The organism is Desulfuromonas acetexigens, from assembly GCF_900111775.1.
Lineage (GTDB): Bacteria > Desulfobacterota > Desulfuromonadia > Desulfuromonadales > Trichloromonadaceae > Trichloromonas > Trichloromonas acetexigens.
The window spans coordinates 1-16,324 of record NZ_FOJJ01000008.1; the positions used below are offsets into that span (position 1 = coordinate 1).

12 protein-coding genes and 1 pseudogene are annotated in these 16,324 nt (G+C 64.5%); 6 read left to right on the plus strand and 7 right to left on the minus strand.

The features are described 5' to 3' along the window. Positions 1 to 314 (plus strand): annotated as a pseudogene (locus tag BQ4888_RS17955) (IS4 family transposase); the annotation flags it as partial. 305 nt (positions 315 to 619) lie between these two features. On the opposite strand, the gene tdh reads toward BQ4888_RS17955, so the two are convergent. Both tdh and BQ4888_RS05565 read right to left on the minus strand, forming a co-directional pair. Next, positions 620 to 1,645 carry an L-threonine 3-dehydrogenase gene (gene tdh / locus BQ4888_RS05560; RefSeq protein ID WP_092054748.1) on the minus strand — a complete coding sequence of 342 codons (1,026 nt, stop codon included), beginning with the start codon at positions 1,643 to 1,645 and terminating at the stop codon, positions 620 to 622. 11 nt (positions 1,646 to 1,656) lie between these two features. Next, the gene (locus BQ4888_RS05565; protein ID WP_092054751.1) at positions 1,657 to 2,847 is read right to left on the minus strand and encodes a glycine C-acetyltransferase; all 1,191 of its coding nucleotides are present in this window, start codon (positions 2,845 to 2,847) and stop codon (positions 1,657 to 1,659) included. Positions 2,848 to 3,018: 171 nt separating this feature from the next. Here BQ4888_RS05565 and BQ4888_RS05570 point away from each other — a divergent pair, with 171 nt between their 5' ends. Genes BQ4888_RS05570 through BQ4888_RS05580 form a run of 3 tightly spaced genes read left to right on the plus strand, consistent with a single transcriptional unit; the run spans position 3,019 to position 6,752 of the window. Then, positions 3,019 to 4,263, plus strand: coding sequence for a ChaN family lipoprotein (locus BQ4888_RS05570; RefSeq protein WP_092054754.1), 1,245 nt, complete (start codon positions 3,019 to 3,021; stop codon positions 4,261 to 4,263). A 25-nt stretch (positions 4,264 to 4,288) separates the two neighbouring features. Beyond that, a complete protein-coding gene (locus BQ4888_RS05575) occupies positions 4,289 to 6,232 on the plus strand; it encodes an aspartyl protease family protein (RefSeq protein ID WP_092054757.1) in 1,944 nt (647 codons plus the stop codon). A 52-nt stretch (positions 6,233 to 6,284) separates the two neighbouring features. Continuing rightward, positions 6,285 to 6,752, plus strand: a complete 468-nt coding sequence (locus tag BQ4888_RS05580) for an LEA/WHy family protein (RefSeq protein WP_092054760.1) — start codon at positions 6,285 to 6,287, stop codon at positions 6,750 to 6,752. A 4-nt stretch (positions 6,753 to 6,756) separates the two neighbouring features. Here BQ4888_RS05580 and BQ4888_RS05585 read toward each other — a convergent pair whose 3' ends face one another. The 4 genes from BQ4888_RS05585 to BQ4888_RS05600 all read right to left on the minus strand — a co-directional run bounded on the left by BQ4888_RS05585 (position 6,757) and on the right by BQ4888_RS05600 (position 13,816). Next, positions 6,757 to 8,169 (minus strand): GTPase/DUF3482 domain-containing protein, encoded by a 1,413-nt coding sequence (locus BQ4888_RS05585; RefSeq protein WP_092054763.1) that lies wholly within the window; start codon positions 8,167 to 8,169, stop codon positions 6,757 to 6,759. Beyond that, complete coding sequence (locus BQ4888_RS05590) at positions 8,162 to 9,688, minus strand: DUF2868 domain-containing protein (RefSeq protein ID WP_092054766.1); 1,527 nt, start codon at positions 9,686 to 9,688, stop codon at positions 8,162 to 8,164. Before BQ4888_RS05590 ends, BQ4888_RS05585 begins: the two co-directional genes overlap by 8 nt. An 83-nt stretch (positions 9,689 to 9,771) precedes the next feature. Then, positions 9,772 to 11,964, minus strand: a complete 2,193-nt coding sequence (gene priA / locus BQ4888_RS05595; RefSeq protein ID WP_092054769.1) for a replication restart helicase PriA — start codon at positions 11,962 to 11,964, stop codon at positions 9,772 to 9,774. 655 nt (positions 11,965 to 12,619) lie between these two features. Then, positions 12,620 to 13,816 (minus strand): FprA family A-type flavoprotein, encoded by a 1,197-nt coding sequence (locus BQ4888_RS05600; protein WP_092054771.1) that lies wholly within the window; start codon positions 13,814 to 13,816, stop codon positions 12,620 to 12,622. Between the two features lie 102 nt (positions 13,817 to 13,918). Between BQ4888_RS05600 and BQ4888_RS05605 the strand changes: the two genes are divergently transcribed. Further along, positions 13,919 to 14,776 carry a metallophosphoesterase gene (locus BQ4888_RS05605; protein ID WP_170232967.1) on the plus strand — a complete coding sequence of 286 codons (858 nt, stop codon included), beginning with the start codon at positions 13,919 to 13,921 and terminating at the stop codon, positions 14,774 to 14,776. 10 nt (positions 14,777 to 14,786) lie between these two features. Here BQ4888_RS05605 and aroF read toward each other — a convergent pair whose 3' ends face one another. Continuing rightward, positions 14,787 to 15,797: a 3-deoxy-7-phosphoheptulonate synthase gene (gene aroF / locus BQ4888_RS05610; protein WP_092054776.1), complete on the minus strand. Its 1,011-nt coding sequence runs from the start codon at positions 15,795 to 15,797 to the stop codon at positions 14,787 to 14,789. Positions 15,798 to 15,967: 170 nt separating this feature from the next. On the opposite strand from aroF, the gene BQ4888_RS05615 reads away from it, so the two are divergent. Beyond that, positions 15,968 to 16,282, plus strand: a complete 315-nt coding sequence (locus BQ4888_RS05615) for a c-type cytochrome (protein WP_170232968.1) — start codon at positions 15,968 to 15,970, stop codon at positions 16,280 to 16,282. Positions 16,283 to 16,324: the final 42 nt, after the last annotated feature.

Here is a 16,324-nt window from a genome sequence, read left to right on the forward strand (position 1 = left end):
TTCAGAGCCGCAGCTACGATGCGCTGGTCGCCCATACGACGATTGTTTTCTCCCGCTATATCATGCTGGAGGTTGCCCGGCGCACGCACAACGATCCGCGCACCCTGGGAACCTTGTTTCATGCCGGATGCGATGAGTTGAGGCAGGTCAGTTTTGCCGAAGCACTCCGACTGCTCTTGAGCCATCTGGAGCAGGGATTGAAGGCCTTCGCCGAACTCCCGACCGCCTCGCTAAGGGGGATGCTGGAGGACTTCATGGCCCAGATACCGGCCTTGTTACGACGAGCAACGCTACTTCCGGCCCATGTCTTTTGAAAGATCATCTTGATTTCAGGGCCTTAGGCCCTGTCATACTGCTGCGAAAGTTGAGTTACTTATCTCCCTACCCTTCGGCCCCGACTTGCCCCATTTAGCCGCAGAAAGCCAAGGCTACAATTTTTTTACCACGCGAGTCAGGTCAATTCTCAAGCAGTCCCGATTTTCGACCTATCCCCCCGCAACGCATAAGCCCACGCCAATCTATCCCGGCCGGCATAGCCCGTCAAGTCGGGGATTTACCTAATTTTTATCCTCCCCCTTCCATGCGGTTCGCTTCGCTCACCGGCATCCTACAGACCTCCTCACTCCCACTCCAGCACGACCTTCCCCGATTCTCCCGAGCGCATGACCGCGAAGCCTTTTGCGAAGTCGTCGATGGCGAAGCGGTGGGTGATGATGGGGGTGGGGTCGAGGCCGGCTTGGACGAGGCTGGCCATTTTGTACCAGGTTTCGAACATCTCGCGGCCGTAGATGCCTTTGAGGGTCAATCCCTTAAAAACGACCTGGCTCCAGTCGACGGCCATGGTGCCGGGGGGGATGCCGAGCAGGGCGAGTTTGCCGCCGTGGTTGATGGTGTCGAGCATCTGCGCCAACGCCGCCGGGGCGCCGGACATCTCCAGGCCGACATCGAAGCCTTCGCTCATGCCGAGGTTGGCCATCACCTCGCGCAGGGATTCCCGATCGACCCGCACCGTGCGGGTGGCGCCGAGGCGTTCGGCCAGGGCCAGGCGGTAGGGGTTGACGTCGGTGACGACCACATGCCGGGCACCGGCGTGGCGGGCGACGGCGGCGGCCATGGCGCCGATGGGACCGGCGCCGGTGATGAGCACGTCCTCGCCGACCAGATCGAAGGAGAGCGCGGTGTGTACGGCGTTGCCGAGGGGATCGAAGATCACCGCCTGCTCGTCGCTGATGGAGTCGGGCAGTTTGAAGGCGTTGACCGCCGGGATCACCAGATATTCGGCGAAGGCGCCGGGGCGGTTGACGCCGACGCCGACGCTGTTGCGGCAGAGGTGGCGGCGTCCGGCCCGGCAGTTGCGGCAGTGGCCGCAGGTGACATGCCCCTCGCCGGTGACCCGGTCGCCGAGTTCGAAGCCGCTCACCTCCTGGCCGATGCCGGCGACGACGCCGACGTATTCGTGGCCGATGATCATCGGCACCGGGATGGTCTTGCGCGCCCACTCGTCCCAGCCATCGATATGCACGTCGGTGCCGCAGATGGCGGTTTTACGGATTTTGATGAGCAGGTCGTTGTGCCCCATTTCCGGCAGCGGCGCCCGGTGCAGTTCCAGTCCCGGCCCCGGGGCGAGCTTGCCGAGGGCCTTCATCGTCGTTGGCGTCATGAAATCACCCCCAGTTCCCGGCCGACGCGGGCAAAGGCGGCGACGGCGGCATCGAGTTGTTCGCGGTTGTGGGCGGCGGACATCTGGGTACGAATGCGCGCCTGCCCTTTCGGCACCACGGGAAAGGAAAAAGCGACGACAAAAATTCCCTCCTCCAGCAGCCGCGCCGCCATCCGGCTCGCCAGATGCGCGTCGCCGATCAGCACCGGGATGATCGGGTGCTCGGCCCCGGCCAAAGAGAAACCGGCCGCCTGCATCCGCTCGCGGAAATAGCGGCTGTTCTCGCGCAGGCGCAGCCGCAGGTCGTCGCCGTCTTCGAGCAGATCGAGCACCCGCAGCGAGGCGGCAACGACCGCCGGGGCCAGAGCGTTGGAGAAGAGATGGGGGCGGGAGCGCTGCCGCAGCCAGTCGACCAGCTCCCGTCGTCCGGCGGTGTAGCCCCCGCTCGCCCCGCCCAGGGCCTTGCCGAGGGTGCCGGTGAGGATGTCGATACGCCCGAGCAGGCCGTGGTGCTCGTGGCTGCCGCGTCCCTTGGCGCCGAGGACGCCGACGCCGTGGGAGTCGTCGACCATCAGCAGGGCATCGTAGCGCTCGGCCAGGTCGACCAGGCACGGCAACTCGGCGATGTCGCCGTCCATGGAGAAGACCCCGTCCGTGGCAATGAGCCGGAAGCGGGCGTCGCGGCTCTGGCGCAGGGCTTCTTCGAGCTCAGCCAGGTCGTTGTGGGCATAGCGCAGCCGTTTCGCCCGGCAGAGGCGAATACCGTCGATGATGCTGGCGTGGTTGAGGGCGTCGCTGATGACCGCGTCTCGCTCATCGAGCAGGGTCTCGAAGAGGCCGCCGTTGGCGTCGAAGCAGGAGGAATAGAGGATGGCCGCCTCGCAGCCGAGAAAGGCGGCGAGGCGCCGCTCCAGTTCCAGGTGAGCATCCTGGGTGCCGCAGATGAAGCGCACCGAGGCCATACCGAAGCCGCGTTCGTCGAGGCCCCGTTTGGCCGCCGCGAGCAGTTCGGGATGATCGGCCAGCCCCAGATAGTTGTTGGCACAGAGGTTGAGCAGTTCCCCCCCGCCGCCGATCCGGACCCGCGCCGCCTGGGGGGAAGCCAGAGGGCGTTCCTCCTTGTACAGCCCCTCCCCCCGCAAATCCTCAAGCTGATTATGGAGATATTCGTAGAATGAGTGACTCATGAGCCCTCCCCTTCGCGTGTGCCGTCAATCTTAACCGAGGATGGCGCTCTGACAAGAAGCGATCGCGAGCCACGGCCGGCTCCCCTCGCCGCTCCGGCGGAGGTTGGCAGAACCCTCCTTTTGTGGTCTAATCCTTCCAGTCGATTTCGCCACACTTTTGAGGAGACCCGCATGTTTTCTATCCGTAGCCTCTCTCTTTTGCTGCTCACCCTTGCCCTTTGCGCCTGCGCGCCGAAAACCATGACCGCCAATCCCGAACAGCCCTATCCCCTGCCCCGGGAACCGCAACTGGGGCAAATCGTGCACCTGCCCACCGGCGTTCTCGTCGACGAGGCGCGCATGCAGGCCATCGCCGGCGACGCCCGTATCGTCTATGTCGGCGAAACCCACGACAACCCCGCTTCACACCGCCAGCAGGTGGCGCTGCTGCGTGCTCTGGCCGAGCGCCATCCGGGGAAGATCGCCCTCGGCATGGAGATGTTCGTCCCCTCCCAGCAGCCGATTCTCGACCGCTGGAGCGCCGGGAAACTTTCGGAGAAGGAGTTTCTCAAGGAATCGCGCTGGTACGAAACCTGGCGCATGGATTTCGACTATTACCGGGAACTGCTCGAACTCGCCCGGGATCTGCGGATTCCGCTGATCGGACTCAACGCCGAGAAGAGCCTGGTCGCGGCGGTGCGGGCCAAGCCGACGGCGGAACTGACGGAGGCAGAGCAACGGCAGGTGCCGGAGATGGATCTTGACGATCCCTACCAGAAGGCCATGACCGAGGCGATTCTCGGCGACCACGGCAAGCACGGCGCGATTCCGGCGGACGGCTTTCATCGCGTCCAAACCCTGTGGGACGAAACCATGGCAGCAAGCGTTGTCCGCTACCTGAGCGACCCGGATCACGCCGACCACCGATTGATGGTGGTCGCCGGGGGGAACCATGTGCGCTACGGCTTCGGCATCCCGCGCCGAGTCTTTCGCCGCCTGCCGACCTCCTACGTCCTCGTCGGCAGCACCGAAATCGTCGTCCCCGCGGATAAAAAAGACCGGCTGATGAATGTCAAAAAGCCCAAATTCCCCATGGTTCCCTACGATTTTCTCCTCTTCACCGAATACGAGGATCTCGGCAAGCAGGAGGTCAAGCTCGGGGTGATGCTCGGGGAGGGAGAAGACGGCGTGGTCGTCGAGGGGGTCATGCCCGCCTCGGTGGGGGAAACTGCCGGGCTGCAAAAAGACGACCGGATTCTCGCCATCGACGGCGAGCCCGTGGCGGAAAATTTCGACCTTATTTATGAGGTAAAACGCAAAAAGCCGGGGGATCGCTCGACCCTGAAGATTCGACGCGGCGAGGAAGAGCTGGACGTCCCCGTGGAATTCGTGCTGCCTCCGGCAGGCGATCCGCACGGGGGAATGCCGAAAAAATAGAGGTATCCCGCCGTAGGGGCGCAGCATGCTGCGCCCCTACAAAACAACGCCCACCCATGCCTCATCACACCCCGATGCGGTTCCTGTCGTCACCGCATCCTACACCGGGGAAATCATGCCGACGCTACCGCGCCGCCTCATCCTTGGCCTGCTCCTGATCCTCTTCGTCGCCTGGCCCGTTTGCGCCGAAGAGGTGATTGATCCTTATCGTTTCTTCGCCGCCCACTACGAGGCGATGGGCGGGTTGGAGCGCTTCAAGCGGATCAACTCCGGCTGGAGCGTCGGCACGGTCCGCTACGATGGGCTGGAGGGTACTTTTGAGGCATGGGCGGAGAAACCGCTGCGTTACCGGCTCGATGAGGATTTCGGCATCATCCGCCAGAGCGAGGGGGATGACGGCAATCTGCGCTGGCGCCGGGATACCAACGGCCAGGTCGAGGAAGTGCGGGATGAGGAGACCCTGAAGCGCCGCCGGATCGCCGAACTGCTGGAAAATTTCGAACATCTGAACCCCGACTCCCCCTGGTTCACCCTGAGCGACGCAGGGCTCGCCGAGGTGGAGGGCGTGCCCTGTCGGGTGTTTCGCCTGGAGAACCGCATCAACAGCGACGTCAGCCGCTTCTTCATCGCTCTCGACGATCTGCGGGTGGTGAAGACCGTCGACACGGAGCCGGACGTGGAGGTTCACACCCGTTACCACGACTACCGGCGCATCGACGGCCTGCGCCTCCCCTTCCGCCAGGTCGCGGATATCCACCCCCGCAACAAGCGACGGGAAATCGCCATCACCGCCCAGCGCATCAATCCAACCGTGGACCGGCGGCGCTTCGCCAAACCCGCGCCGGCAACGGGCGCCATCGGCTTTCCCGCCGACGACCGGGCCGAAAATATCCCCTTTCACTTCAGCGAAAATCTCATCTACCTGCCGGTCACCCTTAATGGCGACACCCGCTGGTGGATTCTCGACAGCGGCGCCTCCATGTCGGTGATCGACGCCGAATACGCCGAAAGTCTCGGCCTCAAACTTGTGGGGAGCATCGGCGGCTTCGGCTTCGGCGACCTCTTCACCCTCGCCTTCGTGCGCCTGCCTCCCTGCCGGGTGGGGAAACTCACCCTGCCGGCGCAGACCATCCACGCCTACAAGGGACTCGCCGAAAGCAGTTACGAGCCGGTACGCGTCGGCATTCTCGGCTACGATTTCCTCTCCCGCTTCGTCACCCGCATCGATTACGCCCGCCGCACGGTCTCCTTCTATCGCCCGGAAAGCTTCGTCTACCGGGGCACCGGCAAAGTCGTCGACGCCCCCCTCAAGTACCGCACCTTCTCCCTGCCGGCGAGGGTCGACGATCTTCCCGAGGGCCGTTTCAGCCTCGACCTCGGTTCCCATCGCAGTTCGCTGCACCATCCCTTCGCCGCCCGCCACGGCCTGCTGAAACGGCCGGGGGTGGAGACGGTCAGCAAAGGGATGGCGGGTTTCAGTTTCGAAACCTTGAGTGCTTTCGAGCGGATGGAGATCGCCGGCTTCGTCATCGACCGGCCGCTCCTGACCATCCCCGACGAGGCCGGGCCGGGGACGGCGGCGGTGGGGGAGTTGGCCGGCAACCTCGGCAACTCGCTGCTGCGCCATTTCGTCCTCACCCTCGATTACGGCAAGCAGCAGGTGATGATCGAACCGGGCACCGAGTTCAACGGGACCTTTCCCGAAGATCGCAGCGGGCTGCTCGTCGGCCAGGGGGAGGACGGCGGGCCGATGGTCTCTTTCGTGGCGGCGGGGACACCGGCCCAGGAGGCGGGATTTGTCGCCGGCGATGTCATCGCGGCGGTTGATGGCCGACCGGTGGCCGAGTATGGCGGGGTGCTGCCCATCCGAGAACTGTTGCGGCAAGCGCCGGGGACGCGGCTCGATTTCACCCTGCTGCGGCAAGGGCGGCAGTTTCATATCGAACTGGTCTTGCGGGAGATTTTTTGACGGGATGAGGTAAAAGAGAGGAACAGGGTTTCATCAACAAGGAGAGAACACCATGCGTTTATGCAAATGGATACTGATGCTGGCGGCGATACTTTTTCTGGGGGGATGCCTGGCTATGAGCCCCGGTTTTGAAACACCGACGGTGGGGCTCAAGTCCTTCCGTTTCCTCCCCTCCGACGGGGGCGTGCCGCGCTTTGAAATCGGCCTGCACGTGGTCAACCCGAACCGCTCGGCACTCAAACTGGAAGGGATCGTCTATTCGGTGGTCCTGGCCGGGCACAAGGTCATCACCGGCGCTTCCGCCGACCTGCCGGTCATCGACGCCTACAGCGAGGGGGATGTCACCCTGACGGCGACCGCCGACCTGTTGCGCAGCATCGGCCTCTTCTCCTCCCTGTTCAAAAATCCGCAAAAGCCTTTCAGCTACGATCTGGAAGCGCAACTGGACATCGGTCGCCTGCACCCGCGGATCAAAATCCATGAAAAAGGGGAAATCTCCCTGCAGGACGCGGCGAAATAAGGGCTCAGGTCGACTCTTCGGCCATCACCCGCACCAGCGTCCGACGCAGTTCGGGGCGCAGGGCGTCCCTCTTGCCGGTTTCCCCTTGGCGCAGAGCGGCGAGGAAGCTTTCGAAAAGGCGGCGGCGCTCACGATCCCAGCCCGCCGTCAGCCCCTGTTTCCCTTCGGGGAGGGCCAGGGTCGGACTTTCGCGGCGGGCGTGGGCCCAGTTGCTGACACACTGGAAGTAGATGAGGGCGCGGTCAAGCAGGACAAACATCAGCTGCGGATTTTTCAGGGGGCCGACCTGGATGCGGCAACCGCCCAACTCCCGGGAGAATGGGCCGATATCGACCTTGAGCCGTGACAGGGGGCGGGTACCCGACCAGCCGGCAAGAGCGCCGAGCGCCCCGGCGCCGAGGGTGAAGACGCCGAAGCTGATACCGGCGGCGGCCACGTCGAGGGCCGCGCCGGTCGCCGCACCGACCGTGGCCAGGGCGATGCTCAGCTGCTTGCGGGTCAGGCCCAGCGCCTCCCAGGTCTCCTCGGAAAAAAGATCCTGCGCCGCCACCGTTTCGGCGGCGAGGTCGACAGCGAAGACGTTGTGCAGAAAACGCCCCTTGAGCTCCCTCCGGCAGGCCTCTTCGAGCCGGGCGAGCTTCTTTTGAAACTCTACCGTGAGCCGTTCGCGCACCCGCTCACGTTCCCCTTCCTCCTCCGCGCGGCTGATCTCTTCCAGCGTCAGGGTCAGCGCCTTTTCCAACATAAGCAAGATGGCATCGGCGCAGGCTTCCAGGCGTCCGTTCCAGTCCTCCCTGAGGGCCGTCACCACCCGCTTGAGGGGCGCGCCCCATTCCTGCTCGATGTGCCGCAACGCCTCCAGCAACTCGATCCGCTCGCGAAAGGTCGCCCGGTGGGCGTTGAACTGAAGATTGACGTTAAAAGTCTTGGCGAAGGCCGCCTTCCACTCGTCGAGATAAGCGGTCTCGTCGCTTTTGGCGTTGATTACCGCCATGCGCGGCCGTCCGGTGAGGCGCAATATCTCCATTTCCGCCTCGTCGTTGGCCCGCGGGGGGCGCGAGCCGTCGACCACGTAGATGATCCCGGCGTTATCCAAGAGCGGCTGCAACAGCTCGCATTCGTCGGCGAAGCGGGGATCTTCCCGGTGCAGGCGGATGAAATCCTCCAGCAGGCGCCCCGGTGGACCGGAATAGCTCTTCATCCAGCGCAAGGTCGGCAGCGGCATCTGGAAGCCGGGGGTGTCGACGAAACGGGCCAGCGGCTCGCCGTCGAGGGTGATGGCGTAGCTCACGCAGCGGCGAGTTTCCCCGGGCACCGCGCTGATCGGGACGAAATCGTCCTCGGTCAGGGTCGAAACGACGGAGGATTTGCCTTCGTTGGGATGACCCATCACGGCAAAGACGGGAACCTCAGTCATGGGCGGACCTCCAGTTGCGAACCAGGAGCGCGCCGTCGCCGAGGGTGGCGAGACGGCCGCGCCAGATAGCGAATTCCTGCGCGGGGGTCGGCATCCTGGCGCCCTCCCCGCCGTCGCGACCGACCAGCACCAGGGTCAGCAGCCGCTCCTTGCCGAGGGCGCGGCGCAGCGCTTTGAGATATTCGAGGGTGGCGGTGATGCAGGGCTGCCAGCCTTCGAGCACCAGCACCGGCGAAATTTCCGTCGGTTCCGCCGCCAGCGCCGCCAACACCGCGGCATCCTCCTCTTCATCGAGCCGCACCGCCTCGATCCCCGTCACCTCGCCGCAAAACTGCTCCGCCAGCGCCGCGCGCCAGGCTTCCGCCCGTCCCTCCGCCAGCAGTTCTTCGGGGATCAGCACCCGCAGCCGAAACAGTTCCGGTTCGGGGGACGTCTCCACATAGTCCGCCAAGGGGGCGGGCCCGCCGACTGGAGTATTCTCCTTGCCGATCCGCATTTGCCCCTGGCGCATGCGCCGCAGCAGCGCCTCGCAGCGGGCATCAGTGAAGGCGAGGCGGCCCTTGGCGCGGGCGCTGCCGAAGAGGGCGACGGCGAGAAGCAGCAGACGGGGAAGAAAGGCATAGACGAGAATCGCCCAGAGGAGGAAATACCACCAGGCCTGAAGATCGGCGTTGGCCAGATGTTCCAGACCCTCCTTGAGAAAGACCCGCGAGCCTTCGACCTGCGCCAGGGTCGGATGGGAACGGGGGGGCTCCGCCAGCGCCGACCAGGGCCAGGCGATCCACGTCGCCAGCCGGTAGACCTGCTCGGCGGAAACCTGGGCCGTAGTCTGCCAGCTGAAGGCGAGATCGGCGACCCAGCCGCGCAGCAGCACCGTCAGCCACAGGCCGAGAGCGAAACCGAGCCCGGCAAGCTGCATCCAGGCGAAGATCAGCCGACTCAAAATCCCGGCATGCAGGCTCCCCCGGGCGCGCAGACTGCCCCAGACCGAGGCGCCCTGCCCCTTCCCGGCCAGGAACCGGCCCAGCCGGGTAAAGAGGGCGCCGGTCAGGGCGGTGACGACGGGACCGGAAACATCCCCGCCCGTCAGACGCCGCGCCAGGGGCAGGAAGGCCGAGGCCAGGGCCAGCAGAAAGGGGAGAAGAACAAGCAGCAGAAGCGCGACGAATAGATTGATCGGCCGGGCACCGGCATAGCTCAGCACCCCCCAGGCCAGTCCCGCGCCGGAGATCAGGGCGCCGCCGAAGAGAAGCAGCGGGAGCAACCGGACCAGCGCGGCCACGGCGGCGCCGGGAAGCCCACCCTCCCCGCGCGCCAGCGCCGCGTCCCGCCGCAGTTCCAGCCAGCGCCGCAACAGCACGCGCCGGGGCAGCGGCGGCGATTGCTGCAGACGGCCGCGATAGAGTTCCCGGTCGCGAACGGCGAGATCCTCCTCGTCGGCCTCGGCATCCCGGCCGAGAAAATATTCCAGATCGGCCAGCGCGGCGAGATCCCAATCTTCTTGTTTTTGTTTTGCCATCAAATCCCCAGAACCCAAAAGACACCTTGTCTAGATGAAACAACATACATTATGCCATCCGTACCCGCACCCTGCCCACCGCATTAAAGCATATCGACCGGATCGACGTCGACGGCGAGGGCGACGCCGGCGGGGATTTTTTTGCGCAGCGCGGGCAGTCGGGCGAGGAGGCGGCGCAGGGAGGGGCGCGTCGGGGATTTGAGCAGGATCTGTATCCGGCTTTTCCCCCGCAGCTTGGCCAGGGGACAGGGAGCGGGGCCGAGGACTTCGACTTCCCCGGCAGCCTGAAAGAGGGCGGAGACCAGTTCCTGCGCGGCGGCAGCGACCCGCTCGCCGTCGTTGCCGGAGAGAACGAGATTGACCAGATGGCCGAAGGGGGGATAACCGAGTTCCTGGCGGAAAGCGGCTTCCTGCTCGTAAAACCCGCGATAGTCGTGGCTCGCGGCACAGGCCAGGGCGTAATGGTCAGGGTTGCGAGTCTGGATGATGACCCGTCCCGGCAACTCCCCCCGCCCGGCCCGCCCGGCGACCTGGGTGAGGAGGGCGAAGGTCCGCTCGGCGCTGCGAAAATCGGGAAAGTTGAGGGTGGCGTCGGCGTTGACCACCCCGACCAAGGTGACGCCGTGAAAGTCGTGTCCCTTGGCGACCATCTGGGTACCGACGAGAATGTCGATCTCGCGGCCGGTCATGCGCTCCATCAGGGACTGATGCGCCCCCTTGCGGGCGGTGGTGTCGCGATCCATGCGGGCGATGCGCGCCTCGGGAAAGCGCTCGGCCAGCTCGCTTTCGAGGCGCTCGGTGCCAATCCCCTCGGGATGGATGTTGCCCCCGTTGCAGTTGGGGCAAAGCTCCGGCGGCGTCTGCTGATAGTCGCAATAATGGCAGCGCAGCAGCCGGTTTTGCCGATGGAAGGTCAGGGTAATTTCGCAGTTGGGGCAGCGGAAGGTCGCGCCGCAGTCGGCGCAGAGGAGATAAGGGGCAAAGCCGCGGCGGTTGAGCAACAGCAACGACTGTTCGCCCCGGGTCAGATTCTCTTCCAGAGCGGTCAAGAGCGGCGCGGAGAGGTGTTCGCCGAAGGGGGTGGCGGCCAGATCGACCAGTTCGATTTGCGGCAGTTCCCGGGAAAGAACCCGGCCACGGAGTTCCAGATAGCCGGTCTGGCCGCTCTGCGCCCGCTGGAAAGTGGTGACGGCGGGAGTGGCGCTGCCGAGCAGCACCGTCGCGTAGGCCATCTGGCCGCGCAGCAGGGCGAGATCGCGGGCGTGATAGCGAAAGCCCTCCCCCTGCTTGTAGCTCGCCTCGTGTTCCTCGTCGACGACGATGATCCCCAACTTATCGAGAGGGGCGAAGACCGCCGAGCGGGCGCCGATGACGATCTGCACTTCGCCACGGGCGATGGCCCGCCAGGCGTCGTAGCGCTCGCCGTCGGAGAGCCCGGAATGAAGCACGGCGATACTCGCCCGACCGCCGTGGAAGCGAGCGCGAAAACGCCCCACCAGTTGCGGCGTGAGGGCGATCTCCGGCACCAGCACCAGCGCCCGTCGCCCTTGGGCCAAGATCTGGTCGATGGCGCGCAGGTAGATTTCGGTCTTGCCGCTACCGGTGACCCCGTGCAGCAGAAACGGAGCGAACTCGCCGCCGGAGAGCGCCGGTTCAAGCCGCGCCAGTACAGCCGCCTGCTCGGCGGTGGGGGTCGCCGACGCATCGGGCGTGACCGGCAGATCGAGAAAGGGGTCGCGCCGGCGCTCGGTTTCGCTCTCTTCGAGATAGCCGAGTTCCACCAGCCGCCGCAGAGCGCCGTAGGGGGCGGCCACATGCGCCCGCAGTTCGCTCACCGTCAGCTGCCCGGCGGCGCGGACCAGGGCCAGCACCTCCTTTTGCAAAGCGCTGCTCGGCTGTCCGGGCAGGTCTGTAGCCGTATAGAGCTTTTCCCGGAGAATGGCGATTTCCGCGCCCCGTCCGGAGAGTCCGGCGGGCAACGCGGTGCGGATCACCTCGCCGAGGGGATGGCCGTAGTACTCGGCGGCGCGGGTGAAAAAGGGGACCAGTTCGGGCGCGAAGAGAGGGGCGGCGTCAAGTACCTCGGCCACCGGTTTGAGCCCGGCGGGATCGCCCTCGGCCAGGGCCAGGAGATAGCCGACCGCCTGCCGCCGCCCGAGGGGGACGCGCAGCCGCACCCCGACCCGCGCCGACTCTCGCAGGGAGTCGGGGACGAGGTAGGAGAGAGGTTTGTCGATGGGGGCGGCGATGGCCACAGTGGCAATGAGTGAGGACATATCCAATATCCGAAAAGCAAAATCTTAGAACCGTCGGGACTCGCCCCGACAGGCGACTTACTTTTTTGTAAGCCGACAAAAAAGTAAGCAAAAAAGCGGCTCCACTGCGTGGGGCATGAAGAGCACCGGCGCGAAGGACGGTGAACGTAATCACCACCGTGGCGAAGCCGGCGACCGTGCTTCGTAGCGCAACTGCCACCAACGGTGGTGGCTTCAGCAGCTTTCCCGGCTGAACAAACGCCGGGCTACCGGAAAAGCAAAACCACAACCGAAAATCTGTAGGGTTTAGGGGTTGAGGGTTTTTACTCAAAAACGCGATTGCCGCGCTGGTTGTCCAAACACCGCCGCCGAAGCCTCGACACGCGCTAGCGCCCGGGGAGGTGCCACGAAGTACCGCCGTTGTTGCCGTCGACGAAAGCGGATTGAAACCCTGCCGACAGCGACCGCCATGCCCCACGCAGTGGCAAGTTTCTTTTGGTTACTTTTCTTTGCGTTCAAAGAAAAGTAACCCGGCTGTCGGGCCGGGACCCGACGGTTTTATGAGAGGTCCCACAGACCCACCGGCATCCGTGCGAGTCCCGATGGTTCAACCCCTTGCCGCAAAGGAAAAGGCCGGCAGACACCGGCCTTTTCCCTTCACAAAACACGGCCAATTCTATTTTTCCCCCAACAACGCCGCCGCCACCTGCTCCCCCATCTTGACGCAAGCGGCAATATCCTCCGCCCCCGGGGTAAAGCGATAGTGCAACCCCGGCGCCGCCAGGGTGTACTTGAGCCCAACCAGCCGTTCCTCCACCAGCTTGACCGCCTCGCCGCTCCAGCCGTAAGAACCGAGCACCGCGCCGATCCGTCCCTTCGGCGTGACGGTGGAAATCAGCGCCAGGGCGTGCCAAACCGGCGGCGGCGCGTCGCGGTTGATGGTCGGGGTGGCAACAACCAAGGCATCGGCACACTCCAGAGCGTCACGGATTTTCCCGGCATCGGCGCCGTACATGGCTATTTCCGCTACCGCCACCCCGCGACTCTCCAGCCCCCGCCGCACGGCGGCGCCCATATTCCGGGTGTTGCCGTGGGGGGAATGGGTCAGAATCAACGCATGCTTCTTGCCATCCTCGGGGGGCGCAGCAGCCAGCGTCTTGTAGGCGGCGATGACCGCCTTGGGATCGCGGCGCAGCAGCGGGCCGTGAGACGGGCAGATCATCCGCAACTCGAGATTTTCGACCTTGGCCAGGGCCTCGCGGATTTTATCCTTGAAAGGCCGCATGATGACGTCGAAGTAACTGATGAAATCTGCGGAAAAATCGGGAGACTCGTCGTCGAAGAGCTTTTCCGGGCAGAAGTGGGCGCCGAAGGCGTCACAGGAAAAGAGGATTTTCTCTTCCGGCAGCAGGGTGAAGATGGTATCCGGCCAGTGCAGATAGGGGGCGAGAAGGAAACGCAGGGTCTTGCCCCCCAGGTCGATCTCCTGCCCTTCGTTCACGGCGTGGGTCTTCATCGGCACGTCGTGAATCTGCTTGAGAAAATTTTCCGCCGCTTTCGAACAGTAGATCTCGATATTCGGATTGCGCTTGAGCAGCTCACCGAGGGCGCCGGAATGGTCGGGCTCGGTGTGATTGACCACCAGCAGATCGATCTTGTCGAGGGGGACCAGGGCCGCGACCCGATCGAGATAGACTTCGGTGAAGGGTCCCTTGACCGTATCGATCAGCGCAGTTTTGTCTTTGCCTTTGATCAGATAGGCGTTATAGGTGGAGCCGTTGCTGGTGGGAAAGAGTTCGTCAAAAACCTGCAATTGGGGATGTTTGGCCCCGAGCCAGTAGACTTCGGGAGCGATCTGGATGATTTCGTTCATAACCTCAAACCTTTCCTGGAACAAGTAAAGGGCTTCGGGTTAGAATACCCAAGGCCACCGCAACTCGCAAGCTCCCAACCCAAACCGATACCCCGACGACCCATGACGACACCCGAAACGACTTCGGAAAAATCCACCCTGCCGCTGACCCGCCGCCGCCTGCTGACGGCCGGCACCCTGGGACTCGGCGGTCTGCTGGCGGGGGATGTCCTGTGGCGGGAACCGCGCTCCTTCAAGATCGAGGAACTGCATCTGCCGCTGGTAAAGATTCCGCCGGGACGGGAGCTGCGCCTGGTGCAGATCTCGGACCTGCATATCCAGGCCTTCTCGGATTACCACCGCCGTGTGGCGGAGGCGGTCAACGCGCTGAAGCCGGAAGCCATCCTGATCACCGGCGATTTTCTCGAAAAGGATCGCAACCTCGCCGATGTCCGCCAGTTTCTGAAACTGCTGCGGGCGCCGAAAGGGATCTTCGCCGTGCAGGGCAACTGGGAATACTGGTCACGCCTCGAAGGGGAAAATCTGCGCCGTCACTTCGCCGGGGTCGGCGTCACCTTGCTCATCGACGAACGCTTCGACCTGGAGGCCGGCGACGTGCCCCTCTCGATCCTCGGCCTAGACTACCCCTCCCCCGTCGATCATCTCCTTAAGCTGCAACAGCAGGCCGACCCCGGCCGGGTCAACCTGCTGCTCTCCCATGTCCCGGCCTTCCAACATCAGCAACTCGACGGCCGCGTCGATCTGATTCTGTGCGGGCACACCCACGGCGGTCAGGTCAAGATCCCCTTTGTCGAACCCTTCTACCTGCCCCGTTTCTCGTACCCCTTCGTCGCCGGGCTTTACCGCGTCGGCCCGAGTTCCACCCCCCTCTACGTCAACCGAGGCATCGGCACCAGCGTCCTGCCGGTACGCTTTCTCTGCCGTCCGGAAATCACCCTGCTGCGCCTGCACGCCGCCTGAGCGTCCGCGCTCAATAGCCGAGATATTTGAGCAGCCCGGAAAGCTCACCCATGAGCGTCGCGAAGCCCTCGCCGGTGAGGCTCTGGGCGCCGTCGCACAGGGCTTTCTCCGGTTCGGGATGGACTTCGACCATCAGCCCGTGGGCACCGGCGACTAGGGCGGCCTTGCTCATCACCGGGACCAGGGCGCGGATACCGGTAGCGTGGCTGGGATCGACGATGATCGGCAGATGGCTCATCTTGCGGATGAGCGGCACGATCGACAGGTCAAGGGTGTTGCGGGTCGCCTTCTCGAAGGTACGGATGCCGCGTTCGCAGAGGATGACCTGGCCGTTCCCTTCGGCGACGATGTATTCGGCGGCGGCCAGGAATTCTTCAAGGGTGGCGCTCATCCCCCGCTTGAGCAGCACCGGATGGCGCCGTTTGCCGACTTCCTTGAGCAGATCGAAGTTCTGCATGTTGCGGGCGCCGATCTGCAGGATGTCGGCGTAGCGGCAGACATCGTCGAGCTGCTCGATGCGCATGACCTCGGTGACCACCGGCAGCCCCGCTTCGTCCCCGGCCCGACGCAGATATTTGAGGCCTTCGACCCCGAGACCCTGAAAGGAGTGCGGCCCGGTGCGCGGCTTGAAGGCGCCGCCGCGCAGAATCTGTGCCCCGGCCGCTTTCACCACCCGCGCCGAGGCGAGCATCTGCGCTTCGCTTTCGATGGAGCAGGGACCGGCCATGACCACCGGCGGCAGACCGTTACCGATTTTGACCGGGCCGACTTCGACGATGGTCGGTTCGGGATGAAAGTCGCGGGAGACCAGCTTGTAGGGCTTGCTGACGTGGATGCACTCGACCACGCCGGGGAGTTCGCGGATCGTGCTGTCGTCCACATAGCCCTGATTGCCGAGGACGCCGATGGCGGTGCGCTCGCTGCCGGGGATCGGCGAGGCTTGCAGGCCCATGGCCTCTACCGCCTTTTCGACGGAGCGGATCTGTTCTTGGGTGGCGCTGTGATTCATGACGATCAACATGGCGGGTTCTCCTTTATCTGAAATGCTTTTCCACAGGCGGTAGGGGGATGATTCGCAAGGGGCCAGCTTAACCAGCGCCGGGGATTATTTCAACTCAATTTCCGGCGAGCGCATTGCACCGCAAGCGGCTTCATTGTATGCTGCGCCCCAACCCTATCCGGGAGGATCGCTTGTCCCGCCCTTGCCGTCGCACCTTCATCCTGTCGCTGCTCTTCTTCTCGCTCCTGGCCGTCGCCGCCTTTGCCGCCGACGACCGGCCCGAAGGAGAGACGATTTTTCTCGCCCTCGGCTGCCGGGGCTGTCATCGCCTCGGCGCGGACGGCGGCAGTCGCGGTCCGGCCCTGGACGGCGTGGGCACGCGCCTGGCCGGGTCCCGGCTGCGGGAACTCCTGATCCGACACGACCCCCAGGCGGCGATGCCGACGTTCAGCCATCTCACCGAAAGGGAACGGGAAGCGCTGCTGACTTATCTGCGGGCCCTCTGACCGACCTGCCGCCCCGAAACCCTCGCCATTTAATTTTCACAA

Excerpts from the sequence above, each read along its gene's own strand:
- priA (WP_092054769.1), bottom strand. The coding sequence starts at position 11,964 with ATGTCCTCACTCATTGCCACTGTGGCCATCGCCGCCCCCATCGACAAA.
- BQ4888_RS05580 (WP_092054760.1), top strand. The coding sequence starts at position 6,285 with ATGCGTTTATGCAAATGGATACTGATGCTGGCGGCGATACTTTTTCTG.
- BQ4888_RS05585 (WP_092054763.1), bottom strand. The coding sequence starts at position 8,169 with ATGACTGAGGTTCCCGTCTTTGCCGTGATGGGTCATCCCAACGAAGGC.
- BQ4888_RS05600 (WP_092054771.1), bottom strand. The coding sequence starts at position 13,816 with ATGAACGAAATCATCCAGATCGCTCCCGAAGTCTACTGGCTCGGGGCC.
- tdh (WP_092054748.1), bottom strand. The coding sequence starts at position 1,645 with ATGAAGGCCCTCGGCAAGCTCGCCCCGGGGCCGGGACTGGAACTGCAC.
- aroF (WP_092054776.1), bottom strand. The coding sequence starts at position 15,797 with ATGTTGATCGTCATGAATCACAGCGCCACCCAAGAACAGATCCGCTCC.
- BQ4888_RS05605 (WP_170232967.1), top strand. The coding sequence starts at position 13,919 with ATGACGACACCCGAAACGACTTCGGAAAAATCCACCCTGCCGCTGACC.
- BQ4888_RS05570 (WP_092054754.1), top strand. The coding sequence starts at position 3,019 with ATGTTTTCTATCCGTAGCCTCTCTCTTTTGCTGCTCACCCTTGCCCTT.
- BQ4888_RS05575 (WP_092054757.1), top strand. The coding sequence starts at position 4,289 with ATGCTGCGCCCCTACAAAACAACGCCCACCCATGCCTCATCACACCCC.
- BQ4888_RS05590 (WP_092054766.1), bottom strand. The coding sequence starts at position 9,688 with ATGGCAAAACAAAAACAAGAAGATTGGGATCTCGCCGCGCTGGCCGAT.
- BQ4888_RS05565 (WP_092054751.1), bottom strand. The coding sequence starts at position 2,847 with ATGAGTCACTCATTCTACGAATATCTCCATAATCAGCTTGAGGATTTG.